This is a genomic window from Bacillus sp. SIMBA_074 (genome assembly GCF_046534555.1).
GTDB classification, from domain to species: domain Bacteria; phylum Bacillota; class Bacilli; order Bacillales; family Bacillaceae_G; genus Bacillus_A; species Bacillus_A mycoides.
Genome location: NZ_JAWRYM010001188.1, coordinates 1 through 238, shown reverse-complemented (window position 1 = coordinate 238; position 238 = coordinate 1). Strand labels below are relative to the sequence as shown.

The 238-nt window shown below is 50.0% G+C and carries 1 protein-coding gene; it reads left to right on the top strand.

The genetic code is table 11. The features are described 5' to 3' along the window. Positions 1-238, top strand: a 238-nt coding sequence (locus SB773_RS34480) for a M20/M25/M40 family metallo-hydrolase (protein ID WP_410595031.1), incomplete at both ends; no start/stop codon positions are given.

The window sequence follows — 238 nt, the reverse complement described above, 5'->3', positions numbered from 1 at the left end:
ATCACCACCCTTTGAACCAACCATACGCGAAGGAAGAATTTATTGTCGTGGGGTGGGGGACAACAAAGGGCAATTGATGGCACAGGTACTGGCGATCAAAACATATTTGGACCGTTTTGGTGAGTTGCCAGTCAACGTGAAGCTGGTGTTTGAGGGAGAGGAAGAAAACGGCAGCCCTCATCTCGCGTCGTTTGTTACGCGACATAAAGAGCTTTTGGCGTGTGACCTGGTCTACACC